General features: G+C 63.6%; 25 protein-coding genes. 11 read left to right on the top strand and 14 right to left on the bottom strand.

Going from position 1 to position 23,083, the window contains the following annotated elements; translation table 11 throughout:
- Window positions 1–39 precede the first annotated feature (39 nt).
- The gene (locus R2N16_RS06195; protein WP_316664695.1) at window positions 40–978 is read right to left on the bottom strand and encodes a DMT family transporter; all 939 of its coding nucleotides are present in this window, start codon (window positions 976–978) and stop codon (window positions 40–42) included.
- A gap of 9 nt (window positions 979–987) precedes the next feature.
- Entirely contained in the window at window positions 988–1,707 is a 720-nt protein-coding gene (locus tag R2N16_RS06190; RefSeq protein WP_316664693.1) for an alanyl-tRNA editing protein, read from the bottom strand.
- 127 nt (window positions 1,708–1,834) lie between these two features.
- Here R2N16_RS06190 and R2N16_RS06185 point away from each other — a divergent pair, with 127 nt between their 5' ends.
- The 3 genes from R2N16_RS06185 to R2N16_RS06175 all read left to right on the top strand — a co-directional run bounded on the left by R2N16_RS06185 (window position 1,835) and on the right by R2N16_RS06175 (window position 5,844).
- On the top strand, window positions 1,835–3,313 hold the full coding sequence (locus R2N16_RS06185; RefSeq protein WP_316664692.1) for an aminotransferase-like domain-containing protein: 1,479 nt from the start codon (window positions 1,835–1,837) through the stop codon (window positions 3,311–3,313).
- 102 nt (window positions 3,314–3,415) lie between these two features.
- Window positions 3,416–5,338, top strand: coding sequence for a molecular chaperone HtpG (htpG, locus tag R2N16_RS06180; RefSeq protein WP_316664691.1), 1,923 nt, complete (start codon window positions 3,416–3,418; stop codon window positions 5,336–5,338).
- Window positions 5,339–5,346: 8 nt separating this feature from the next.
- On the top strand, window positions 5,347–5,844 hold the full coding sequence (locus R2N16_RS06175) for a DNA-deoxyinosine glycosylase (protein WP_316664690.1): 498 nt from the start codon (window positions 5,347–5,349) through the stop codon (window positions 5,842–5,844).
- Window positions 5,845–5,851: 7 nt separating this feature from the next.
- Here the strand turns inward: R2N16_RS06175 and R2N16_RS06170 are convergent, their stop codons facing one another.
- Window positions 5,852–6,646 carry a type IV pili methyl-accepting chemotaxis transducer N-terminal domain-containing protein gene (locus R2N16_RS06170; protein ID WP_316664688.1) on the bottom strand — a complete coding sequence of 265 codons (795 nt, stop codon included), beginning with the start codon at window positions 6,644–6,646 and terminating at the stop codon, window positions 5,852–5,854.
- Between the two features lie 19 nt (window positions 6,647–6,665).
- Window positions 6,666–7,397 (bottom strand): type IV pili methyl-accepting chemotaxis transducer N-terminal domain-containing protein, encoded by a 732-nt coding sequence (locus R2N16_RS06165; RefSeq protein WP_316664685.1) that lies wholly within the window; start codon window positions 7,395–7,397, stop codon window positions 6,666–6,668.
- Window positions 7,398–7,828: 431 nt separating this feature from the next.
- Between R2N16_RS06165 and R2N16_RS06160 the strand changes: the two genes are divergently transcribed.
- On the top strand, window positions 7,829–8,338 hold the full coding sequence (locus tag R2N16_RS06160; RefSeq protein WP_316664684.1) for a DUF1993 domain-containing protein: 510 nt from the start codon (window positions 7,829–7,831) through the stop codon (window positions 8,336–8,338).
- Window positions 8,339–8,407: 69 nt separating this feature from the next.
- Here R2N16_RS06160 and R2N16_RS06155 read toward each other — a convergent pair whose 3' ends face one another.
- Complete coding sequence (locus tag R2N16_RS06155) at window positions 8,408–9,490, bottom strand: SRPBCC domain-containing protein (RefSeq protein ID WP_316664683.1); 1,083 nt, start codon at window positions 9,488–9,490, stop codon at window positions 8,408–8,410.
- Between the two features lie 22 nt (window positions 9,491–9,512).
- Complete coding sequence (locus R2N16_RS06150; RefSeq protein WP_316664682.1) at window positions 9,513–9,857, bottom strand: ArsR/SmtB family transcription factor; 345 nt, start codon at window positions 9,855–9,857, stop codon at window positions 9,513–9,515.
- A 174-nt stretch (window positions 9,858–10,031) separates the two neighbouring features.
- Between R2N16_RS06150 and R2N16_RS06145 the strand changes: the two genes are divergently transcribed.
- Window positions 10,032–10,790 (top strand): tetratricopeptide repeat protein, encoded by a 759-nt coding sequence (locus tag R2N16_RS06145; protein WP_316664680.1) that lies wholly within the window; start codon window positions 10,032–10,034, stop codon window positions 10,788–10,790.
- Window positions 10,791–10,798: 8 nt separating this feature from the next.
- Complete coding sequence (locus tag R2N16_RS06140; protein ID WP_316664679.1) at window positions 10,799–11,674, top strand: class I SAM-dependent methyltransferase; 876 nt, start codon at window positions 10,799–10,801, stop codon at window positions 11,672–11,674.
- Window positions 11,675–11,746: 72 nt separating this feature from the next.
- Here the strand turns inward: R2N16_RS06140 and R2N16_RS06135 are convergent, their stop codons facing one another.
- The 4 genes from R2N16_RS06135 to R2N16_RS06120 all read right to left on the bottom strand — a co-directional run bounded on the left by R2N16_RS06135 (window position 11,747) and on the right by R2N16_RS06120 (window position 14,991).
- Window positions 11,747–12,145 carry a nuclear transport factor 2 family protein gene (locus tag R2N16_RS06135; RefSeq protein ID WP_316664678.1) on the bottom strand — a complete coding sequence of 133 codons (399 nt, stop codon included), beginning with the start codon at window positions 12,143–12,145 and terminating at the stop codon, window positions 11,747–11,749.
- A gap of 151 nt (window positions 12,146–12,296) precedes the next feature.
- Entirely contained in the window at window positions 12,297–13,472 is a 1,176-nt protein-coding gene (locus tag R2N16_RS06130) for a vWA domain-containing protein (protein ID WP_316664677.1), read from the bottom strand.
- Between the two features lie 15 nt (window positions 13,473–13,487).
- Window positions 13,488–14,096: a GNAT family N-acetyltransferase gene (locus R2N16_RS06125; protein ID WP_316664675.1), complete on the bottom strand. Its 609-nt coding sequence runs from the start codon at window positions 14,094–14,096 to the stop codon at window positions 13,488–13,490.
- A gap of 13 nt (window positions 14,097–14,109) precedes the next feature.
- Window positions 14,110–14,991, bottom strand: coding sequence for an AAA family ATPase (locus tag R2N16_RS06120; protein WP_316664673.1), 882 nt, complete (start codon window positions 14,989–14,991; stop codon window positions 14,110–14,112).
- Window positions 14,992–15,291: 300 nt separating this feature from the next.
- Here R2N16_RS06120 and R2N16_RS06115 point away from each other — a divergent pair, with 300 nt between their 5' ends.
- On the top strand, window positions 15,292–15,660 hold the full coding sequence (locus tag R2N16_RS06115) for a c-type cytochrome (RefSeq protein ID WP_316664672.1): 369 nt from the start codon (window positions 15,292–15,294) through the stop codon (window positions 15,658–15,660).
- A gap of 11 nt (window positions 15,661–15,671) precedes the next feature.
- Window positions 15,672–16,070, top strand: coding sequence for a c-type cytochrome (locus R2N16_RS06110; RefSeq protein WP_316664671.1), 399 nt, complete (start codon window positions 15,672–15,674; stop codon window positions 16,068–16,070).
- Window positions 16,071–16,130: 60 nt separating this feature from the next.
- Here R2N16_RS06110 and R2N16_RS06105 read toward each other — a convergent pair whose 3' ends face one another.
- Window positions 16,131–16,565, bottom strand: coding sequence for a DUF1841 family protein (locus R2N16_RS06105; protein ID WP_316664670.1), 435 nt, complete (start codon window positions 16,563–16,565; stop codon window positions 16,131–16,133).
- Between the two features lie 117 nt (window positions 16,566–16,682).
- Here R2N16_RS06105 and R2N16_RS06100 point away from each other — a divergent pair, with 117 nt between their 5' ends.
- Window positions 16,683–17,618, top strand: a complete 936-nt coding sequence (locus R2N16_RS06100) for a DMT family transporter (protein WP_316664669.1) — start codon at window positions 16,683–16,685, stop codon at window positions 17,616–17,618.
- Window positions 17,619–17,689: 71 nt separating this feature from the next.
- Here the strand turns inward: R2N16_RS06100 and R2N16_RS06095 are convergent, their stop codons facing one another.
- Complete coding sequence (locus R2N16_RS06095) at window positions 17,690–19,495, bottom strand: S10 family peptidase (RefSeq protein ID WP_428984095.1); 1,806 nt, start codon at window positions 19,493–19,495, stop codon at window positions 17,690–17,692.
- A 608-nt stretch (window positions 19,496–20,103) separates the two neighbouring features.
- Here R2N16_RS06095 and R2N16_RS06090 point away from each other — a divergent pair.
- Window positions 20,104–20,691, top strand: coding sequence for a malonic semialdehyde reductase (locus R2N16_RS06090; protein WP_092971613.1), 588 nt, complete (start codon window positions 20,104–20,106; stop codon window positions 20,689–20,691).
- Between the two features lie 59 nt (window positions 20,692–20,750).
- Here R2N16_RS06090 and nth read toward each other — a convergent pair whose 3' ends face one another.
- Window positions 20,751–21,395 carry an endonuclease III gene (gene nth, locus R2N16_RS06085; protein WP_316664667.1) on the bottom strand — a complete coding sequence of 215 codons (645 nt, stop codon included), beginning with the start codon at window positions 21,393–21,395 and terminating at the stop codon, window positions 20,751–20,753.
- Window positions 21,396–21,409: 14 nt separating this feature from the next.
- On the bottom strand, window positions 21,410–22,240 hold the full coding sequence (gene rsxB / locus R2N16_RS06080) for an electron transport complex subunit RsxB (protein WP_316664666.1): 831 nt from the start codon (window positions 22,238–22,240) through the stop codon (window positions 21,410–21,412).
- Between the two features lie 140 nt (window positions 22,241–22,380).
- On the opposite strand from rsxB, the gene R2N16_RS06075 reads away from it, so the two are divergent.
- Window positions 22,381–23,076: a TetR/AcrR family transcriptional regulator gene (locus R2N16_RS06075; RefSeq protein WP_316664665.1), complete on the top strand. Its 696-nt coding sequence runs from the start codon at window positions 22,381–22,383 to the stop codon at window positions 23,074–23,076.
- The last annotated feature ends 7 nt before the right edge of the window (window positions 23,077–23,083 follow it).

Below are 23,083 nucleotides of genomic sequence, written 5' to 3'. Positions count from 1 at the left end.
CTTGGTGAGATGCGGTGAACAAGACAGGGAACGACGCTGCTATCGGCGCACCGACGTTCGCCGGCCGATGCCGACCACGGCAATCACAGCCAGCGCAAACAGCACGGTAGGCGCGTCGAGCGATTCGCCCAGCAGCAGCCAGCCGCCGATCAACGTCATGAAAGGTTGCAGCAATTGTATCTGGCCGACCCGCGCAACACCGCCCGCGGCCAGGCCGGAGTACCAGAACAGGAAGCCGATGAACATGGAGAAGGCCGACACGTAAGCCAGCCCGATCCAGGCGCGGGACGAGGCCTGCGCCAACGCTTCGGCCTGATGTGTCGACGGCAGCCACGCCAGCGCGCCCACCAGGGGTAGCAGCACCGGCAGCGAGACGACCAGCGCCCAGGCGATCGTCTGCATGCCGCCCAGCTCACGCGCGAGCTTGCCGCCAGTCGCATAGCCGAGGGCGCCGGTCACCATGGCGGCGAACAGCAGCCAATCGGCACGGTGCAAGGCGCCCGCACCTTGCAGCAGCGCAAATGAAACAACGAGCACGCTGCCCACCACGGCGCACAGCCAGAACCCTGCGGACGGCCGCTCGCGCCCGAACCAGGCGGCAAAGATGGCGGTCGCAAGCGGCAGCAAGCCGGTGATGATGGCGCCATGGGCCGCCGGCACATCGCGCATCGCCAGCGAGGAAAACAGCGGAAAGCCCACCACCACGCCCATCGCCGTCACTGCGAGTTGCCACCATTGATTGCCACGCGGGCGCTTGCCGGCCGAGAACGCACCCGTGGCCCCCAGCAGCCCGAGCGCCAGCACACTCGCCAGCACCGCACGCGCCAGCGCTACGAAGGTGGCATCGAGTTCGGCCACGGCCATGCGCGTGAACGGCAGCGTCTGGCTGAAGATCGCCACGCCGATGAAGCCGAGCAGCAGGCCGCGACGTTCAGCGTGGTCAATGTGTTCCAGGGGCAGGGTGGCGGACTTGGTCATGGCGGCCGCTCAATCTGCAAACGCCACTGCCACGCGTCGGTTCTGGCGGCTCTTCTTTTCGATCTTGGTGACGACCACGCGGCCGATTTCTCCGGTGGCGCGCACATGGGTGCCGCCGCACGGCTGGCGGTCGATGCCGTCGATGTGGATGATGCGGATGGCCGACGCGCCCGCCGGCGGTGCCGCGCCGATGGTGCGCACGAGTTCCGGCTGCGCGGCCAGTTCTTCCGGCGTGATCAGGTCGATGCGCACCGGCGTGTTGCGGCCGATGAGGTCATTCAGTTGCGTGGTGAGCGTGTCGCGGTCGAGCGTCGATTCGGGCAGGTCGAAATCGATGCGGCCGGAGTCCGGCGAGATGCCGCAGCCCGTGACCGGCACGGGGATCAGCGAGCCCAGCAGGTGCAGGCATGTATGCAGCCGCATCAGGCGGTGGCGGCGGTCCCAGTCGATGGCGGCCGTGACCGGCGTGCCGGGCGCGAGCAGCGTAAGGTCCGCGTTGTCGGCAGGCACATGCAGGACAGTTTGGCGATCGGGGCTGTAGACGGTGTCGGCAATCGCGATGGTTTGCCCATCGCCCAGCACAAGCGTGCCCGTGTCGCCAGCCTGGCCGCCGCTGCGTGCGTAGAACACCGTTGCTTCCAGTTCAATGCCTTCCGGATGCACGGCGACGACGGTGGCGTCGCAGGTGACGCGGTAGGCGTCTTCGTCAAAGCGTTTCAACGTTGGCATGTGGGATCTCCGATGCGCTGGGGGCGGAATTCTGACCTTGATCCTACCGAACTGCGTCTGTACAGTACCTATACACTTTGTCGTGGCGCTTTCTGTACAGTTTTCGGCGCGCTTCAGCCTACCCCTCATGAATTCCACCTCGCACATCATCAGCCTGGATGCCCGTCGCGCGGCCGCCCGCCCGGCGGCGGAGCAGTTGCCCGACCCGATTCCATCGGCGCAGATGACGCTGGTGGATCAGCTCACCGAGTGGGCGCGCATGCGCATTGACGAGCGCGTGTTTCGCGCGGGCATGCGCATGCCGTCGATCCGGCAACTGGCGCAGGAGAAGAGCATTTCGCGCTTCACCGTGGTTGAGGCGTACGAGCGGCTGGTGGCCCAGGGGTATCTGGAATCGCGCCGCGGCTCGGGCTTCTATGTGAAGGAGCGCCACACGCCGCTGCCGGAGGAGCCGGTCGCGCCGCCGCCCAGCGCCGCACGCAAGATCGACGTGACCTGGTTGCTGCGCAACATGTTCCATTCTGCGGAGCCCCGCAAGGCGCCGGGCATCGGCTTTCTGCCCAACGGCTGGCTCGACGGCGAGTTGATCGCCAACGCGCTGCGTACGCTGGGCCGGCAGAACGGCAACCAGTTTCTGGCGTGGGGGTCGCCCCAGGGCTTCTTGCCGCTGCGCCAGCAGTTGCAGACGCGGCTGGCGGAACTGGAGATCGGCGCACGGCCGGACCAGATCGTCATGACCTCGGGCATCACCTCGTCGCTGGACCTGATCGCGCGCCAGTACGTGCAGCCCGGCGATACGGTGCTGGTGGGCGATCCGGCGTGGTTCCTGATGTTCGGACGCTTTGCCGCGCAAGGTGCGCAGGTGATCGGCGTGCCGTACACCGCCGAGGGCCCGGATCTGGTTGCTCTGGAAGGGCTGGTGCAGGTGCGCCGGCCCAAGCTGCTGATCATCAACTCGATCTTGCATAACCCGACGGGCACCTCGCTGTCGGCCGCCAAGGCGTTTCAGTTGCTGCGGCTGGCTGAGCAGTACGGTTTCCTGATCGTCGAAGACGATATCTACGGCGATCTCGCCCCGCCCGGACACCCCGGCACGCGGCTCGCGAGCCTGGACCAACTGCGCCGCGTGATCTACCTGAGCAGCTTCTCCAAGACGCTCGCGGCCAACCTCCGTGTGGGGTTCATCGCCTGCCACCCGGAGCTTGCCAAGAGCCTGGTCGACGGCAAACTGCTGACCGGTCTGGTCACGCCCGAGATCAACGAGCGCGTGCTCTACAAGATCCTTACCGAAGGCCACTACCGCAAGCACGTCGAACGCATACGCGCCCGTCTGGACCGCGCCCGCGACGGCGTACAGCGCAGCCTCGAACGCATGGGCCTGAAGCTGTTTGCGCAGCAGGGCGCGGGCATGTTTCTCTGGGCGGATACCGGCCAGGACACCAATGCCATTGCCCGCGCGGGGCACGAACAGGGCTATGTGTTTGCGCCGGGGAGCCTGTTTTCGCCGTCGCAGATGCCGTCGACGTGGATGCGCTTCAACATCGCTACCAGCGCGGACCCGGACCTGCTCCGGTTCCTGGCGGAGCAGCTCGATCGCGGGGCTTGAAAACCGAGCGCCACGCCTTATCTAGCCTCACAAATTCATGCGGGCGCGCGCGCAAGGTGTAGCCCGCTTCTCTTTCCACTTTCCAGACTTTTTACGCACACCATGAGCGCACCGCACGAGAAGATGGCTTTCCAGGCAGAAGTGAAGCAGCTTCTGCATCTGATGATCCACTCGCTGTACAGCAACAAGGAAATCTTCCTCCGGGAGCTGGTTTCCAATGCGTCAGATGCAGTGGACAAGCTGCGCTTTGAGGGCATCGCCAATCCGTCGTTGCTGGAAGGCGGTGGCGAGCTTGGCATCCGCATCGGCTTTGATGCTGCCGCGCGGACCATCACCATTGCCGACAACGGTATCGGCATGAGCCGCGACGAGGCCATCCGCAACCTCGGCACCATCGCCCGCTCAGGCACGCGCGAGTTCTTCAGCCAGCTTTCGGGCGACCAGCAGAAGGACGCTGCGCTCATCGGCCAGTTTGGCGTGGGCTTTTACTCGGCGTTCATCGTGGCCGACCGCGTGACGGTGGAATCGCGCCGCGCCGGCGTGGCCGCCAATGAAGGCGTGCGCTGGGAAAGCACCGGCGACGGCGAATTCACCGTTGACACCATCGAACGCGCCGAGCGCGGCTCCACCATCACGCTGCACCTGCGCGAGGGTGAGGACGATTTCCTTTCTGCCTGGCGCCTCAAGTCGGTCGTGCAGAAGTATTCGGACCACATCTCCCTGCCGATCCAGATGCGCAAGGAAGCGTGGGACGAAGAGAAAAAAGCGATGGTCGCCCAGGACGAATGGGAAACCATCAACCAGGGCAGCGCACTGTGGGCACGCCCGCGCGCTGACGTGACCGATGATCAGTACATCGCCTTCTACCAGCACATCGCGCACGAAAACGGCAAGCCGCTCGCCTGGACGCACAACCGCGTGGAAGGCCGCAGCGAATACACGCAACTGCTGTACATCCCGACCAATGCGCCGTTCGACCTGTGGGACCGCGAGCGCCGCAGCGGCCTGAAGCTGTACGTCAAGCGCGTATTCATCATGGACGATGCCGAGCAACTGCTGCCGGCCTACCAGCGCTTCGTGAAGGGCGTGATCGATTCGGCTGACTTGCCGCTGAATGTCTCGCGCGAAATCCTGCAGGAAAGCCGCGACGTGAAGGCCATCCGGGAGGGCTCGACCAAGCGCGTGCTCGGCATGCTCGAATCGATGGCCGAGTCGGATGACGCGGCCGAGAAGGAGAAGTACGCCACGTTCTGGCAGAACTTCGGCCAGGTGCTCAAGGAAGGCATCGGTGAAGACCACGCCAACAAGGACCGCATTGCCAAGCTGCTGCGCTTTGCTTCCACGCACAACGAAGACAGCGCCCAGACCGTCTCGCTGGCTGATTACATCGGCCGCATGAAGGAAGGCCAGGACAAGATCTACTACGTGACCGCCGAAAACTGGACGGCCGCCAAGTCAAGCCCGCATCTGGAAATCTTCCGCAAGAAGGGCGTGGAAGTGCTGCTGCTGACCGATCGCGTGGACGAGTGGATGCTCTCGTTCCTGCACGACTTCGAAGAGAAGGAGCTGGTATCCGTCGCGCGAGGCGATCTCGACCTGGGCGCCATGGAAGACGAAGCCGAGAAGGCAGAGCACGCCAAGGTGGAGGGCGAGTTCAAGGCGCTGGTCGAGCGCGCCAAGGCGGTGCTGGGTGACAAGGCCAAGGACGTGCGCATCACGCATCGCCTGACCGATTCGCCGTCTTGCCTTGTGGCCGATGATGGCGATATCAGTGGCACGCTGGCGCGTTTGCTCAAGCAGGCCGGCCAACAAGCGCCCGAGAGCAAGCCGGTGCTGGAGCTGAATCCGACCCACCCGCTCGTGCGCAAGCTCGCGCTGCTGGAAACCGTGACCGGCAACGAAGCCGACCGCGCCGCGTTTGAAGATCGCCTGCACGTGCTGTTCGATCAGGCACTGCTGGCCGAAGGTGGCGCTTTGGCCGACCCGGCGGCTTACGTGCAACGCGTGAACCGTCTGCTGGCCTGACGTACGGTGTGACGCTCAAGCGATGCTTTCCGCCCGTGGTCGACGCGCACACGCGCGTGCTGATCCTGGGCAGCCTGCCCGGTGAAGCATCGCTTGCGCAATCGCAGTACTACGCTTACAAGCACAACCAGTTCTGGCGCCTGGCCGGCGAGGTGATCGGCCAGGACTTGCCGGGCATGGATTACACCGTGCGCTTGCAGGCGCTGCTCGCGCATCGCATCGGCCTGTGGGATGTGGTGGCCGAAGCCAAGCGCGAAGGCAGTCTCGACAGCAAGATTCGGGACCATGCCGGCAATGACCTGGCTGGCCTGATTGCTTCATTGCCGGAACTGGCGGTCATTGCCTTTAACGGCGGAACAGCGGCGCGCATTGGTGTGAAGGCGCTGGGCGATATCGGCGACCGCCACACCATCCTCAAACTCCCTTCCAGCAGTCCGGCCTATGCAGCCGTGCCGTATGCCCAGAAATTGGTGGCCTGGCAAGCGCTGCGCGAGTGGTTGTCGTAGCTTCCTGCTACTTGGTCAGCCCTTCGTACAAGCCCGTCACGTCATCCATCACCTGAAGAATGCGCTCGCTGGTTGTGGCGACGTCTCTCAACTGTTCAGCACGCGTACCTTCCGTTTGCTTGAGTGCTTCCGCAAAGAACAGCCACTGCGTGTTGGCCAGTTGCAACGCATTGTTGATCGCCCCTGAGTTCTGCGGCGCAGACGTGAGGAATGCCTGAGCGGCCGTAAATTCCTTCAGTGCTGAATCCAGATCCTGCGTCATCTGCGCAGAGGTGATGTCCCACGCGCGGAACATGCTCAGCTTGGCAATCCGCTGCGAGAGCATCCGCTGGCGGCCTGCCACGTTGATCAGCTTGCCAGTGGCCGTACCCGAATGTTTCTCCAGCAGCACCGTGCCCTGTTGCGCGAGCTTCAGCACGTCTTCGCTGGCTTGAGCGATCTTCTTTGCGTTGTCGATGTTCGGATCGCCTCCTGTAAGCAACTGCCTGTAGGCGAGCCACGTCTGCTCGAGTTTGGCGTAGGTGTCCTTGATCTCGGGCGTGGGCGCGAATGCCTTCAGCTCCGTGAGTTGCCGGTCAAAGAGCGCGACGGATTGCTCAAGAATCTTCTTCGATCGCGCGACCTCCACGCCCAGGCCGATCTGGCAATACGCCTTGGCCATGCGCTGCGACAACATGCGCTGGCGACCGGCCTTGTTGATGGCCGAGTTGATCGTCAGCGGTTGCGCGCAGGCGCTTCCAATCAGCCCCGACAGCAGGGCGGCGCAGACAAGCAAGCGGATGAAGTGCAGGTACGGTTTCAAGCGGTTCTCCGTCTCATGATCAACGCAGCGACATGTGCCCGAACGTTTGCGATACCGGCGTGGATGGCCGGCGTGTGCCGGCGCCGGACTGGGCGGCGTCGTTCGTTCCGACGACATTGCGGATCAACTGGTCCATCTCCTGGATGATGTCCGCGAGCACCGTAGTGATGACCGAGAACTCGCGCCCATACGGCCCCGCCCGTGCCGCCGAGACACGCGCGTTCATGGCGACGATGTTGGCCTGCATCGAAATGCGTCCGAGGTGCGCGGCGATGTCCGCCTGGCGCTTGCGCAGCGCGACTTCGCACACGTGCATTTCTTCCTGATAGGCCTGAGTGATGGTCTGCAGCAGTTCCAGCACAGGCGTGGCCTGCTCCACAAGCGCATCGAGCGACGGGTTTCGGTGGCGCGTGCCGCTCGACAAGGTATCGATGGCGGTCTTGACCAGAACGATGAACTCGCGCACACGCGCATCACCGCGCAGCTTGCCGAAGTACAACTGACGCAATGCCTCCGAGAACGGACCGGGCAGGCGCGCATTGCCCGCGACCAGATCGGTGTGTGCCGCCGCGAACGTGGCCAGACATGACCGTGCGATGTCGAGTGCGGCGGTGTGGCCCTGAGCGGCCAACACCATTTGCAGCACGATCCGCTGCGACAGCATGCGTTGCCGTCCGGACAGGTTGATCAGCTCGCCGATGGTCTCGACGGACACATCGGCCGTAGAAGCCGGGGTGGAGGAAGCGTTCATGTCATGCCTTGCTGGTGGTGTCGCCGATGCAGCCGCGCCGGGCCAAAAAAAAGCGCTCCGAAGCGAGATGGCGACGCACCGGTTGTCCGGGTCGTGCCATATCGCCTCGGAGCGCCGTTGCCCCGGACGCCCCCTGCGGAGCGTGTCTTTGCGATGTGCCAAGGTGGATCAAGGCCGCCGTTGGCCTTGTCATTGCCCATGCAATAGCCATGCCACGCGAGAGATGCCGCCGGGCCAGTCGATCAGCACACGGCTGGAGGTTCTGTCGCACTAATCTCGTGCCAAATGCCTCATGACGAGGCGTGCGCGTGCGCCATGCAGCGGCTGAATCGCTGGCCTACACTGTGCCCTGCGCAAGAAAGCGCTGCGCCGGCGGATCGCGCAGAAGATTGCCGGCGGCCACAACGATGGATACCAAGGACATCACTTCCATGACCACACCTTCGATGTACGAGTTTCTGGTCCCGACCGTGAACCGCATGCTGGGCAACTTGTCGGCCCTGCTCGACAAGGCGGCTGCCCATGCAGAAGCGAAGAAATTCGACCCAGCCAATCTGATGACCGCGCGTCTGGCGCCGGACATGCATCCGTTCCCGCGGCAGGTGCAGATTGCCTGTGACCAGGCCAAGGGCGGAGCGGCGCGTCTGTCTGGCAACGAGGTGCCGTCGTACCCGGATGTGGAGACGACCATTCCAGAGCTGAAGGCGCGCATTGCCAAGACGCTGGAGTTCGTCAACAGCATCGACCCCGCGGCGTTTGCAGGCAGCGAAGATCGCCAGATCACGCTCAAGAGCCCGACGCGCGAACTTCAGTTCACGGGCATCGAATACCTGCGTAGCTTCGTGCTGCCGAACCTGTACTTCCATATCACCACCGCTTACGCGCTGCTGCGCCATAACGGCGTGGAGATCGGCAAGCTGGATTTTCTCGGTCGCCCCTAAGAAGCGCCTCGCTCCAAACACAACGCCGGCTGCCTGGCGACAGGCGCCGGCGTTTTTCATGGCGTTCGATCAACCGGGCTGCGGCAGCGTGGCGGCGTAGCTTGGCCGCTCGCGAATGACGGCCTGGGCGCGGCGGATATTCGGGCAACGTTCCAGCAACGCTTTGCTCTCTGGAAACATCTCCAGATACATCACGATCGGCGCCAGGAACAGGTCGGCCATCGACAGCGTGTTGCCGACCAGGAAGTCGCGCTCGCCGTACGCCTGGTCGAGCACCTGCAGTTGCATGGCCATTTCCGGCAGGGCGGCGTCGATGGTGCTGCGGTCGGGTTGTCCGTCTGCCCCTTTGGGGAAGATGTACTGCAGCACGTAGCGACGCGCCATCGTGTCGTAGGCGTGGCAGTTGATCAGGCTGATCCACTGCTCGCCGCGTGCGTGGGCGGTGGCGCCCCATTGCGGCAGGAGGCTGGGGCCATCGAAGGCTTCGTCGATGTAGCCCAGGATGGCGCGCGTTTCGTAGAACGCGATTGGGCCATCGCTGAATGCCGGCACGCGGCCGAACGGATTGTGTGCGATCAGCTCCGGTGTGTGTGGCGCGAGCGGTTCGAGCTTGTAGGGCACCCCCTTTTCGGCGAGCGCCATGCGCACCGTTCTGCAATAGGTGCTGCGCGGGTTGCCGTAGACGGTGACGGTGCCCGCTGTGCCTTCGGGGTCGAGATAGTCATTCAGGCGGTTGAAGACCGATTGCCAGCCGCCCATGTGGCCGTCGCGGGCCAGCGCATCCGGGAAACCGGTGTGGCGCATATGCAGGTCCGTGCCGCCGTCCTTGTCGGTGAGCGTGACTTCAATCAGCGTCTTCAGCTCTGGCGGCAGCGAGCCGGCCTCCCACCACCACGTGTAGGCAAGAAAGTCGGCGCGGTCGAGCGCCTGGTATTGCCCCGCGGCGATGTGCCGAGCGCCGTCGCGCCCGCCCATGACGATGCGGTATTGACCACCCACGCGGGCATCTGCGGTGGCTTCCGTGACACCCATGCCGCGCGGGCAATGCCACGCTGCCAATGCGGTCCGATCGGTAAAGGCATCGAACACCCGCTCGCGCGGCGCGCGGATGTGGCGGGTCATCTCCAGCTCGAATGTGGCGGCGCGGTCCATGGTGGTCTCCGGGAGGCTTGCGTCAGTCTTTGGTGGGCGGGGTTTGGGTCTGCTCGACAAAGGCCACCAGACGGTCCAGGTTGCCTTCCCAGTGCAGGCGATAGCGCTCCAGCCAGCCATGCGCATCGCGCAGCGCGCCGGGGCGCAGATGGCAGATGCGCCAGCGTGCGTTGATTTCGCGCTCGATCAGCCCAGCCTCGGCCAGCACGCGCAGGTGCTTGGAAATGGCCGGGGCGGACATGTCGAACGGGCGGGCAAGTTCGCTCACCGGGGCTTCACCCTCCGCCAGGCGCGCGAGGATCGCGCGGCGGGTGGGATCGGCCAGGGCGGCAAACACGGTCGAAAGGGTGTCGTCTGATGTCGGCATGCCTTTATTTAACTAGTTGGTTAATCGACTGTCAAGGTCAATGACATGCGGGTTTTAGGACGCTTGATGCGCAAACGTTATGAACGGGTCACGCCTGTGCCGCAGCGCATCTGTCACAATCGCGCCCGTGGCCGACGCGGGGGGCGTCGGTGCATTTCACTATCGGGCCTTCACATGCCGTTTCTCGGAATCGGGTTTCACGTCATCGTCGCGCTGTTCTTTGCCGTGCACGTCGTGCGCAACAACCAGAACATGTACTGGCTGTTCATCCTCTTTGCGTTTCCGTTGCTGGGCAGCGTGGTGTATTTCTTCGCGATCTATCTTCCGGAGATGCGCCATTCGCGCGGTGCCCGCGTCGCCAGCCGCGCCGTGACACAACTGATCGACCCGAACCGGGCCGTACGCGAGGCGCGCAACGATTTCGACCGCGCGCCGACCGTGCAGCACCGCCTGCGCCTGGGTGAAGCGCTGCTGGAAGCGGGCGACGCGAAGGAAGCACGCCAGCACTTCGAGCAGGCGGCCACGGGCCCGTTTGCAGGCGACCCGGCTGTGCTGTTGGGCCTGGCTCGCGCGCAGTTCGCCACCGGCGATGCGGCACTCGCCAAGGGCACGCTCGACACACTGTTCGAAGCGCATCGCGTGACGCGCCAGCAGCCCGAGCCGACATTGCTGTATGCACGCGCATTGGCCGCGACGAACGCGCCGAATACGCGTCAAGCATTCGAGCAAGCCCTGACCTGCGCGAACGATGCCGCAGCCCGGTGCCTCTTCGGCGAATGGCTGCTTGCGCAGAACAACGACGCCGACAGGCAGCGCGCCCAGGCACTGTTTGAAGAGATACTGCGCGACGCCAAGCACTGGACGCGCTATGCCAAAGACCACAATCGCGAATGGCTGCAGCGCGCTGCAGCCGCTCAGTCTTCTTCCCGTTGATCCGCTTTATGACGCTGTTGAAACGTAAATCCATCGAGGCCGTAGCCTCGCGCCGTCCGGCCCGTACCAAGCGCGCAGACCGCCTGGACCACGATGACGAACCGAAGCGCATGGCCCCGCGCTTTGCTCCCGTCACGTTCTCTGAACTGGCTGGTGTGCGCTATCTGCACTTCGGTACCGAATGGGTGCAGGGCGCCATGCGCCTGTCAAAGCCCGATGCCATCGAACTGGAATACGCACAGCAGATGATGGCGTGGCTGCTGTTTCTCGATCCGGCCGCGCGACCGGATTTCCACGTCGTGCAACTCGGTCTCGGTGCTGCCGCGTTGACCAAGTTCTGTCATCGCCAGCTCGCGCCCGCGCAGGTGACGGCGGTGGAGCTGAACCCGTCCGTGATCGTCGCGGCGCGCAGCATGTTTGGCATGCCGTTCGACGATGCGCGCTTGAGCGTGCTTGAACAGGATGCCTACGACTGGGTGATGGACGCCAGCCACCACGGTACCGTCGATGCACTGCAGATCGACCTGTATGACGCCACCGCGCGTGGCCCCGTGCTGGACACGCCGGCGTTCTACAAGGCTTGCCGCCAGGTGCTGCGCTTGCCGGGCGTGATGACGATCAACCTGTTTGGCGACCACACCAGCTTCCCGCGCAACATCGAGCGTATCTGCGACGCGTTCGACAATCGCGTGCTGGTCTTTCCCGAAGTGCACGACGGCAACGTGATCGCGCTGGCTTTCAATGGGCCGCCGCTGCAGGTGAGCTGGAAGGCCGTGCAAGAGCGTGCCGAAGCGTTGCAGGCTTCGCTCAAGCTGCCGACCAAGGGTTGGGCGGAAGGGCTGCGAAGTGCCAACGCCGGTCAGGAAGACATGCTGGCCATCTGATCGCCGCGTGTCGCGTGCGCCCATGCAAAACGCCCCGGCATTGCGGGGCGTTTTCTTTTTCGCAGCACATGCTCAGGCCGCGTCGCCCATGCCCGGCATCTGGTCGATGAAACCTGTCACTGCCTGCATGCGGCCGTTTTCCATCCGTACGAAGTCCGTGCCCTTGACCAGCGCCTGGCCTTCCGGGCCGAGGGTCCAGCGAAAGCGGATCGTGTCCTGCACCACGTCAGCCTGGCCGTCACGTGCGAAGCGGAAACCCGGAAACTTGGCCTGCACGCCGGCGATGAGCGCGTCGATGCCGTTATGGCCCGCGCCCTGCATCAGCGGGTCGACATAGGTGGCGGTTTCGCTCCAGGTCTGCGCGACGAGGTTGCGGCGCTGGGCAGCATCCGTGGCGTTCCACGCGGCGATGTAGCGGTCGACCAGCGTGTCGGCGAGGGTGTCGTTGGCGGCGAGTTGGGTGGCAGTCATGGCGTTTCTCCGTTCGAGGTGGGGAGCGTGCTCAGCGCGTGGATTCATGCACCGCGCTGCATGGCTTCATCTTCGGTGCCGGCGTGGATGATGTCGATTACGCGTCAGGTAATCACCGCATCCACGCCCGGAGCAACACGAACGAGGGCCGCTACTTGGACAGCAGCCGCATCGCCGATTCCAACCCGGCAATCGTCACCGGATACATCCGCGTCTTCACGATCTGGTTGATGACCGAGATGGACTGGCGGTACTCCCACAGGCCTTCCGGCTCGGGGTTCAGCCAGACGAACTTCGGGAACTGCTCGATCAGTCGCTTGAGCCACGTGGCCCCGGCCTCGGCGTTGTTGTATTCCACCGAGCCGCCGGCCTGCAGGATTTCATACGGGCTCATGGTCGCATCGCCCACGAAGATCAGCTTGTAGTCGGGCGGGTACTTGCGGATGACGTCCCACGTGGAGAAGCGCTCCGCATGGCGCCGCCGGTTGTTTTTCCACAGCCATTCGTAGACGCAGTTGTGGAAGTAGTAATACTCGAGGTGCTTGAACTCGGTCTTGGCGGCAGAGAAAAGCTCCTCCACGCGCTTGATGTGATCGTCCATCGAGCCGCCCACGTCCATCAGCATCAGTACCTTGACGTTGTTGTGCCGCTCGGGGCGCATCTTGATGTCGAGCATGCCGGCGTTGGCGGCGGTGGAGTGGATGGTGTCGTCCAGGTCCAGCTCGATGTCCGCACCATCGCGCGCGAACTTGCGCAGGCGGCGCAGCGCCACCTTGATGTTGCGCGTGCCGAGTTCGACGGTGTCGTCGTAATCCTTGTACGCGCGCGCTTCCCATACCTTGACCGCGGTGCGGTTGCCCTTCGATGGCCCGCCGATGCGGATGCCTTCCGGGTTGTAGCCGCCGTGCCCGAACGGCGACGTGCCACCGGTGCCGATCCACTTGTTGCCGCCTTCGTGACGCTCGTGCTGCTCGTTCAGCAGTTCCTTCAGGCGCTCCATCAGTTTGTCGAGGCCGCCCATGGCCTCGATCTTGGCTTTCTCTTCCGGCGAAAGCTCGCGCTCCAGCTTCTTGGTGAGCCAATCCAGCGGAATATCCGCGCGCCAGTCGACCGCGCCTTCCACGCCCTTGAAGTAAGCGCCGAACGCCTGATCGAACTTGTCGAAATGCTTCTCGTCCTTCACCAGCGTCATGCGCGCCAGGAAGTAGAACTCGTCGAGCGACGGTGCGATGACCTGCTGCTTGAGCCCTTCAAGCAGCGTCAGGTATTCCTTGACCGAGACCGGCAGCTTGGCCTGCCGCAGCGTGAAAAAGAAGTCGATCAGCATGGTGTCCTTCGGCCCTCAGATGGAGGGCCGCTCCAGCTTGTATTGCAGATGGCGTTTCACAGTCAGCCATTCCGATTCGATGATCGAAAACACCACCGTGTCGCGGAAGCTGCCATCCGGCATGCGTTGGTGATTGCGCAGCACGCCGTCCTGCTTGGCGCCCAGACGCGCAATGGCGGCGCGGCTCTGGTGGTTCATCCAGTGCGTGCGGAATTCCACTGCAATGCAGCGCAGCGTTTCGAATGCATGCGTGAGGAGCAACAGCTTGCATTCGGTGTTGACGGCCGTACGTTGGACGGATTTTGCGTACCACGTATGGCCGATCTCCAACCGCCGGTTGGCCTCGTCCACGTTGAAGAAGCGCGTCGCGCCGATCACCTTGCCGGGGCTGCCTTCGTGCATCTCGCGAACGACGAAGGGCATGCCACCCAGCCGCTCGCGCATGTCCAGCGCAATGGCCAGCCAGTCGCGGGTCTTTTCCGGCGTGGGCACTGAGGTGTACCAGAGCTTCCACAGCTCGCCGTCGGCGGCCGCCGCGCGGACTTCCTCCTCGTGCTCGGGGCCAAGCGGCTCCAGCCAGGCGTGCTGGCCGGACAGGATGACGGGCTCGATCAGGCGCGACATCGTGCAGCCTTGCTCAGCGGTTGGCGCGGTTCATGAAAACCAGGCGCTCGAACAGGTGCACGTCCTGCTCGTTCTTGAGCAGCGCGCCATGCAGCGGTGGAATCGCGGCGTTCTTGTCCTGGCTGCGCAGGGATTCCGGCGGAATGTCTTCGGCCAGCAGCAGCTTGAGCCAGTCGATCAGCTCAGAGGTCGAAGGCTTCTTCTTCAGCCCCGGCAGGTTGCGCATCTCGTAGAACGCCTCCAGCGCGGCCTTCACCAGCGACGGCTTGATGCCTGGGTAGTGGACGTCGACGATCGCCTGCATGGTCTCGGCATCCGGAAACTTGATGTAGTGGAAGAAGCAGCGGCGCAGGAACGCGTCGGGCAATTCCTTCTCGTTGTTCGACGTGATGATCACCAGGGGGCGGTGCCTGGCGCGGATGGTTTCGCGCGTTTCGTACACGTAGAACTCCATGCGATCCAACTCGCGCAACAGGTCGTTGGGGAATTCGATGTCGGCCTTGTCGATCTCATCGATCAGCAGCACGACAGGTTCATCCGCCTCGAAGGCCTGCCACAGCACACCCTTGACGATGTAGTTGCGGATGTCGTGCACCTTGTCATCGCCCAGCTGCGAGTCGCGCAGGCGCGAGACGGCGTCGTATTCGTACAGGCCCTGCTGCGCCTTGGTGGTCGATTTCACATGCCACTGCAGCAGCGGCATGCCCAGCGCGGCGGCCACTTCCTCGGCCAGCATGGTCTTGCCCGTGCCTGGCTCGCCCTTGATGAGCAGCGGGCGCTGCAGCGTCATCGAGGCATTGACGGCGAGCTTGAGGTCATCTGTGGCAACGTACTGATCGGAGCCTTCGAAGCGTGTGCGCTGGTCGGATGGGGCAGGCGAGGTGGTGGTATTCATCGTGCAAGCCTACTGAGCGGTAAAAGATTTGGAAACGGCCAGTATAAGAGGATTTGGGTGTTTGACGCCGGGCGGCAGCAGCGCGACCCCACCGCGCCATTCCTTGCTGTCAAGTCACGGGAGCCCTAACTGGACTGGCAAAAAATCGGTGCGGTACAATGCGCCGGTTTGACGCACCGCAAATGACCGTCTTCTGGCTTCTTGCCAACGGCGGGTGAAAGCGCCCAGCGAGACAGCCGGCTGACACGAGCCAAGCCGGCAGGGCGAGCAGGATTCTGAAACTCCACGCTTAAGAACGAGATGAAAAAGATCCTCACCATGGTGGCCGCACTGGGCACATTAGGCGCACTGTCCGCCGCAGCCAACAACGCCGCCGCCGCCGACGTTCAGGGCAATGCGGCCGCCGCCGAGAACAAGGTCGCCATGTGCATCGGTTGCCATGCCATCCCCGACTACAAGACGTCGTTCCCCGAGGTGTATCGCGTGCCCTATCTGGGCGGCCAGAACGCCAAGTACATCGAAAGCGCGCTGCATGCGTACCAGAAGGGTGACCGCAAACACCCGACCATGCGGGCCATCGCCGGGTCGCTGACGGACCAGGACATCGCCAACCTCGCCGCGTATTACTCGCAGCAGACGGCCGCTACCCAAAACAACCCCCAGAAGTGACGAGGAAGAATATGAAGAAGATCTCGCTCGCAATCTCGTTCAATCTGGGCGCGTTGATGCTGGCTGCGGCCGTGTCGGCACAGGCTGCTGATCTGGAAAAAGGCAAGCAACTGGTGGAGAAGGGCACGTGCGCGGCCTGCCATGGTGCCGGCCTGAACGCCCCGATCTCGCCGGATTATCCTAAGCTGGCTGGTCAGCACGGCGACTACATCTATCACGCGCTGCTGGCCTATCAGACCAGCAACAACCCGCTGGTTGGCCGCAGCAACGCCATCATGGCGGGCCAGGTCAACAGCAACCCTGCCACGACCGGTGCCGACGGCAAGCCGCGTCCGTTCACGCAGGCTGAGCTGAAGGATATTGCTGCGTACATCGAATCGCTGCCGGGTTCGCTGGTGCTCAAGAAGTAATGCGGTATCGCCGGTAAAGAAAAACCGCTCCTCGGAGCGGTTTTTTTTGTGGCGTCAGATTCAGCGGGCAGTTGCGCGCTTGCGCACGCATTCGATGTAGGCCTCGCCGTCGGGTGGCAGGCCGGTGCGCTGCGCCGTCCACAGCATCTGGCCCAGGCATTCCATCACCTGATGCTGTGCCTCGTGCGCAGAGTCGAGTCGCTGGGCCAGTGCCTCATACGCGGCGCGAATGCCGCGCGGCTGATCCACCGAGACCTGCTCGCTGATCGACAGGTGCATCGACAGGTGCAGGAACGGGTTGCTTTGGCCGCTCTCGGGCGTGTAGTCGCGGGCGAGGGCTTCTTCGCCGGCTTCCAGCGTGTCGTGGTATTCGGGATGCTGCAGCATCCAGTCGAGCGCCATGGCTTCGAGGGGCGTGAGGATTTCTGCCTGGCGGTGCTTGCGCCACGCGCCGCAGAAGAATTGACGGACTTCGTCGCGGGAGGGATTGAACATGATTCCGCCATTGTACCGGCGCGCCTTGATGCCTGCCGGGCGGCCTCGGACGACGGCAACGCTACAATGGCGCCTCGCACCCGCAGACGCCGATCGCAAGAAAAAACGGCGCACGCCATGAGACAAGCCACCGATTCCTCCCTCGCTGCGCGCGCCGCTGACAAGCTCCTTGGCGTGCTGCTGATCGCCGTGTCCGCCGCATCATTCGGCGCGATGGCCATCTTCACGCACTACGCCTACGCGAGCGGCGCCAATGTGGTGGGTCTACTGATCCTGCGCTTTGTGATCGCGGCCGGGGCGTTGATGGTGGTGATGCGTGTTCGTCGCATCGGCATACCGCCCTGGTCACGCGTGGCGGGGCTGGCGGCAATGGGCGGCATCGGTTACGCGGGACAGTCGTTCGCGTTCTTCACGGCGTTGAACTACGCGCCGGCTAGCCTGGTGGCGCTGCTGCTGTATCTGTATCCGATGTTCGTGACGGTGCTGGCCGCGATTTTCCTGCGCGAGCGGCTGACCACCACGGCGATCATCGCGCTGGTGCTGTGCTCGGTAGGGGCGGGGCTGACGGTGGGCGGTGCAGGCCTGGCCGGCGGCAGCCTGTTCGGCATTGCGCTGGGTGTGGCGTCCGCGGTGATCTACTCGATCTACATCACGGTCGGCGCACGGGTCACGCGCGGGCTGGATCCCCTGGCATGTACGACCGTCATCTGTACCGCTGCGGCCGTGGTGTACACGGGTATGGCGCTGGTCGGCGCGCCTGCGCATCTGCCCGGCACGTTCGGCGGCTGGGCTGCGGCCCTGGCCATTGCAGGCGTGTCGACGGTGGTGGCGATCCTCACGTTTTTTGCAGGCTTGCAGAAGCTGGGGGCGGCGCAGGCGTCGATGCTGTCTACGCTGGAGCCGGTCGTGACGGTGATGTTGGCCGCGATGCTGCTCGGCGAGTCGATCGCACCCATGCAGATGGCCGGTGGCGCATTGATCCTGGCGGGCGTGCTGTGGCTCACGCGTGCAGATGCGAAACCTGCCGGTCACGGTGCGGATGACATGGCCTGAAGTCGGAACGTCACTCCGAACAAAAACCGCCCAGCGTGAACTGGGCGGTTTTGCTTTCTGCCTTGAAGCGATTACTTCTTCGGCCCCCCTGGCAGGCGTTGCAGGCTCTGCACCCGCATCAAGGCCGGCCGATCGGCCATCACGCCATCGTAGAACGAAGCCAGATCGCCCTTGAGCGCAGTGCGCGACGCATCGTTCAGATAGATCATGTGGCCCGACGGGTAATTCTTGATCGTCAGGTTCTTCGCCTTGAGCGTCGGATCGAGCGGCATTTGCGCCAGCGTCAATTCGGTCTGGTGGAACGGCGTGACCGCGTCGAAGTAGCCGCTGGCCTGCAGCACCTTCAGGTCAGGGTTCAGGCTCATCGTCGAGGCCAGGTCGCCGGCGGTGTAGAGCGTGTTGCCGCCGCCCTTGTTGGCGCCCGTCGGGTCGATGTGGCTGAAGTCCCAGTTGTTGAACACGGCGTCGTTCAGGTCCACGAACGACGAGGTCGACGTGTACTTGAGCTGGGTGTTCAGGTAGCTGTTCCACAGCACCGTGTACGCGCCGCCGATGTTCGAGATCGACGGATCGTTGCTGCCCGAGTTCGGCAGGATGAACGGCGCGATGCCCTGGCCAGTGTAGTTGGCGCGGCCGTCATACTGGCCGATCTGGATGCCGGGGTTCAGCGTCAGGAAGAATGTGTACGGCGGATTGTTGTTCTGCGACGGAACGTTGCCCAGCGCTGCCGGGTTGCCGAACGTCTGGATCAGCGAGACCGGATCGGTGCCGATGTACGAGCCCATCGTCTGTGCCGTCGCCAGGTTCAGGTTCAGGCGCACGTTGACGAAGCCGCCGTCTGCGGCGCTCGGTGCTTGTGCAAGCGGTGCGAGCGTGTTGTCGGCGTAGTTGCGGGCCTGGGTCATGTAGCTGTCGAGGTCGGTCGGTGCCGGGTTGAGCGTCGTCTTCTTCCAGTAGAACGCGTCGGCGGCCAGCGTGGGGAAGGTGCCGACGGCCGAGAGTGCATTCGCGTAGTCGAGGATCGACGATTGCAGCGTGATCCCGTTCAGCTCGATACCGTCTTCATGCAGCACCCACGACAGCACCGCACTGCGCGCCGTGCCATACGACTCGCCGTACAGGAACTTGGGCGAGTTCCAGCGCGAGTTCTTGGTCAGATAACGCTGGATGAAGCGATCGATGGAGCGCGCGTCCTGGTCGGTGCCCCAGAAGTCCTTGTTCTTGGCCGGTGCAATGGCGGCTGAATAGCCTGTGCCGACCGGGTTGATGAACACCAGGTCGGAGCGGTCGAGCAGGCTGTCCGGGTTATCGGGCAGCTTGTACGGCGCCGGCGGCGTGAAGTTCGGGAACGATGACTGAAGCCGCTTCGGCCCGAACGAGCCCAGCAGCAGGAACACCGACGACGACCCTGGGCCGCCGTTATAGAAGAACGTCACCGGGCGCGGTTTCGACGGGTCCGGGTTGTCCTGCGTGTACGCCACGTAGAACATCGTCGCGTTGGACTGGGACGTGACCGGGTCGATGGTCGTCAGGTGGCCGGCGGTGGCCGTGTAGGCGATGCTCTTGCCGCCGATCGTCACCGTGTGGTGGGTGATGGCCGCGCTCTCGCCAGGGTCGGCGGGCAGGGCGTCGTTGGGCCCGGTGCCGTAGACGTTCGGGTCTACGTAAGGCTGGTCGGGCGGCACGGCCGCCGTCACCGGCTGCGTGGTTGCGCTGCCGGCGTTGGAGGCAACGCCGCTGGGGTTGGCCGTGGCGGATGAGTCTCCGCCGCCGCAACCCGCCAGCAGCACGGCGGACAGCGCCGCTGCCGCAAACGATGCACCAAAGGTGCGAGGCAATCCTGCAAAATCACCGGTCGATAACCTGGATTTTTTCATGGCGATAATGGCCTTCTTCAGGGTGACGAACGCCATCACTTAAAACGTGTAGTTTTAAGTGGGCTCCATATTCGATTTGCGTTTTGTAATTTATCTACGACGCGAACCGAATATTCTGATTTCCCGCCTTGCTTGCGGAAATTAATGCAATCGCTTTTTATTGGGCAAAAGAAACCCCTGAAACCCGATCGGATTTCAAAAAATGGAAACGGCGTTGGGGTCAAGCACTCAGGGTGTTTGCGCAAAGTCTGGCAAGGACAGTGCGAAAACGTCGGGATGAATGCAGCCGCGCCCCTGGCTTAAAACCGGGGGCGCATCCGATACGTCCAACCCTGCGGGTAATGCAATGACGAACGAAAAATTAGTTCGTAAGCAAACCGTTGTAAAGGGCTGTTTTTCATCGCGCGCGATGGGCTGTAAAAATGACCATGCCAATGCAATGGCGTGTCGCAATAGATGGGATTAAATACAAACAAGGCATGCCATTTTTTATAAAGCATCCGTACCGCTGACGGTGCCGGATGCCCATCCGGGGCGTGTAGGTGTCGGGCGCGCGCGGATACGGCGCATTACAATGCGCTCCTCAACTCTTTCCGGAGCACCTTGCAATGCCGATGCTTGAACCGTCCGTACTGGACCAACTGTTCCACGCAGCCCGTACCCACAACGTGTGGCTGGACAAGCCGGTCGACGACGAACTGCTGCACACGCTGTACGACACCGTGAAGTACGGCCCGACCGCCGCCAACAGCACGCCGGCCCGCTTCGTGTTCGTCAAGAGTGCGGCCGCCAAGGAGCGCTTGATTCCGTGTATGTCGGCCGGCAATCAGGAAAAGACCCGCCAGGCACCCGTGGCCGTGATCGTTGCGTACGACACGCAATTCCATGAGCAACTGCCCAAGCTGTTCCCGCACACCGATGCGCGTTCGTGGTACGCCGGCGACCAGGCCAAGATCAATGCAGCAGCGCTGATGAACGGCTCGCTGCAGGGTGGCTATCTGGTGCTCGCTGCGCGTGCCCTGGGCCTGGATTGCGGCCCGATGGCCGGCTTCGATGCCGACAAGGTGAACGAGACGTTCTTCCCCGATGGCCAGTGGAAGGTCAACTTCATCATGAACATCGGCTACGGCGACGCCGAGAAGCTGCACCCGCGCAACCCGCGCCTGTCGTTCGAAGAGGCGTGCAAGATCGTTTGATCCACCATCGATCGCGCAAAGAAACGGGGACTCGCATCAGCAGCTGCGGTCCCCGTTTTTCATTCCTTCGGTGCCGGCGTCTTCGGCCTGAATTCGCACAGCGGCTCGATGGCGCAATGCCAGCACTCGGGCTTGCGTGCCTTGCACACATAGCGCCCATGCAGGATCAGCCAGTGGTGCGCGTCCTGTCGAAACGCCTCCGGTACCACCTTCAGCAGTTTCAGCTCGACTTCCAGCACGTTCTTGCCCGGCGCCAACCCGGTGCGATTGGCCACGCGAAAGATGTGCGTGTCCACCGCAATCGTGGGCTCGCCGAATGCCGTGTTCATCACTACATTGGCTGTCTTGCGGCCTACGCCCGGTAGCTCTTCCAGCGCGGCGCGGTCACGCGGCACTTCACCGCTGTACCGGTCGAGCAGGATGCGGCACGTCTGCAGGATGTGCTTGCACTTGGTGCGATACAGCCCGATGGTCTTGATGTATTCCGTGATGCCTTCCTCGCCCAGCGCCAAGAGCTTTGCCGGCGTATTGGCCACCGGAAACAGCTTGCGTGTTGCCTTGTTCACGCCCACGTCGGTCGCCTGCGCCGAGAGCAGCACGGCAATCAACAACTCGAACGGTGTGGTGTATTCCAGTTCGGTAGTCGGCGTTGGGTTGCTCTCGCGCAGGGTCTCGAAGATGGCGTGGCGCTTGGCGGGATTCATCGTCGGGGCAGGGTTCAGGGTTTGTCTGCGTCGGGTTGGGTGCCGTGTTCGATCTGGCTGGCGATGCGCTTGCGGCGGGCTTCAGCCTCGTCAATCTGCGCCTGCACATCCGCCGACACGTCGGTCACGTTGCGCGGACCTTGCCCGCGTGCGGCCATCTCGGCCTGCTTCTGGCGCGCCCGTTCAATCGCGGCCTGGATGATTGCCTTTTTGCGTGCCTGCGCGGCGAGTTCGGCGTCATCAGCCGGTTGTTCGGCGCTGACGGCAGCGAGTTTTGCCGCGGCCTTGGCGGCAAGGCGGGCTTCGTTCTCGGCTTGCTCGCGCTTGAGGCGTGCGTTGCGGAAGCCGTAGCGGTCCCGCGCAACATTGGCTTGTTGCTGGCTCCAGGCATCCCAGCCCGTGCGTTCGCCGGTCACGGGGATCATGTCGATGCAATCGACGGGGCAGGGTGGCACGCAGAGGTCGCAACCAGTGCACCAGTCTTCCAGCACCGTGTGCATCGCCTTGGGCGCACCCACGATGGCGTCGACCGGGCACGCCTGAATGCACAGCGTGCAACCGATGCAGCGTTCCGGGTCGATGACGGCGACGGCGCGCGGTTGTTCGATGCCGTTGGAAGGGTCCAGCGGCGACGGTTCACCCGTGCGGCCGAGCGCGTCGGACAACCGGCGAATGCCTTCCGCGCCGCCGGGCGGGCAGCGGTTGGGCAGCGCCTCGCCGTTGGCCATGGCTTCAGCGTAGGGGCGGCAGCCGTTGTAGCCGCACTTGGTGCATTGCGTTTGCGGCAGGAGGTTTTCGAGCCGGTCGGCCAAGGATGTGACCAATGCGGGGACCAAGGAAACCACGATGGGACTTCTCGTTTGAATAGCCTGCCATTATCGCCGATTTGGCCCCTGCGCAAGGCGTGCATGCCCTGACATCGCGTGCGGCGGGCATGTCTTCACCCTATGACATAATTCTTGCGTTCTAAACGGACCGAGGTGCCATGCCGTCTCACCCAGCCGCGCCGCTCGCCGACATCGAAGCCGATGTTCATGGCGAATCTGCCGCACCCCGCGCGCGTCGCGACCCCGCCGGCACGCGCCGACGCATCCTCGCTGCGGCCATCGAAGAGTTTTCGCGTGGCGGCTTTGCCGGTGCCCGTGTCGACGCCATCGCCCGCCGTGCCGAGACCAACGAGCGCATGCTGTATTACTACTACGGCAGCAAGGAAAAGCTCTTCCTCACCGTGCTCGAGCACATGTATTTCCGCTTCAAGGAGGCGGAAGAGCAGGTGCAGATCGAGTCGTCGGACCCGCGCGAGGCGGTCATCCAGCTCGCGCGTTTCGTCTGGGATTTCTATTACGAGAATCCCGAGTTCATCCGCCTGCTCAACAGCGAAAACCTGCACGAGGCGCGGCATCTGAAGACGTCGCCGCACTTGGGCGAGCTGGTCAATCCGGTCATCGAGGTGCTGCGTGGCGTGGTGGAGCGCGGCCAGCGGACCGGCATCTTCCGTGACGACGTCGATGTGCCGCGCCTGTATCTGACGATCTCGGCGCTGGGCTATTACGTGCTGTCCAACCGCTACACGATCAGCGCCGTGGTGGGGCGCGACATTGCCTCGGCCGACGAGCACGAGGCGTTCGCGCAACTGCATATCAAGATGCTGCTGGCGTATCTGGACCGGCCCCGGGTTTGATCGACCC

The sequence above is a fragment of the Ralstonia psammae genome, from assembly GCF_958405935.1.
Taxonomy (GTDB): domain Bacteria; phylum Pseudomonadota; class Gammaproteobacteria; order Burkholderiales; family Burkholderiaceae; genus Ralstonia; species Ralstonia psammae.
The sequence above is the reverse complement of the archived record's forward strand: the minus strand, read 5'-3'. Positions and strand labels throughout refer to the sequence as shown.